The sequence below is a fragment of the Planctomonas deserti genome, from assembly GCF_003067705.1.
Classification (GTDB): domain Bacteria; phylum Actinomycetota; class Actinomycetes; order Actinomycetales; family Microbacteriaceae; genus Planctomonas; species Planctomonas deserti.
The window spans coordinates 1-548 of the sequence record NZ_QANL01000173.1; the positions used below are offsets into that span (position 1 = coordinate 1).

Consider the following 548-nt stretch of genomic DNA (forward strand, 5'->3'; position numbering starts at 1 on the left):
CGCTGCCCCCTGCATTGAAGAACGAGGTTGAACGATGAGTACTGCTTCGGACGCCACCAAGACCGGCAAGCTGCGGCTGGGCGGCAGCAACCTCTGGCTGTTCCTGCTGCTGGCATCGATGATCCTGTTCGGCGTCAACACCGGTGTCGCCACCTGGCAGGGCAGTCGCCTGGCCGATGCCGGTTCCAAGGCAGCCGACCTGCAGGTGCTGTCACAGCAGCTGGCCAACCAGGGCCGTGACGCGGTGGGCGGCAACGCGCAGGCGTTCACCGCCTTCAAGGCCACCCGCAACGCGATCGAACAGAATGTGTCGACGCTGCAGGGGCGCTACGGCAAGGAGCCTGGGGTCTCCGGCGCGATCGCCACGCTGGGTGAAACCTGGGCGCCGCTGGGCAAGCAGGCCGGCCAGCTGGTCGCCAGTGAGCCGGCGGTGCTGGCCCTGGCTGGCAACGCCAACAACTTCAGCGGTGCAGTACCGGGCCTGCAGGCACAGCTGAACGAGCTGGTGCGTGCGATGTCCGCCTCCGGTGCGCCGTCGGCGCAGGTGT

The 548-nt window shown here is 67.9% G+C and carries 1 protein-coding gene; it reads left to right on the plus strand.

The features are described 5' to 3' along the window. Positions 1-34: 34 nt before the first annotated feature. Positions 35-548, plus strand: a 514-nt coding sequence (locus tag DAI20_RS20135) for a hypothetical protein (protein WP_205781541.1), incomplete at its 3' end; no start/stop codon positions are given.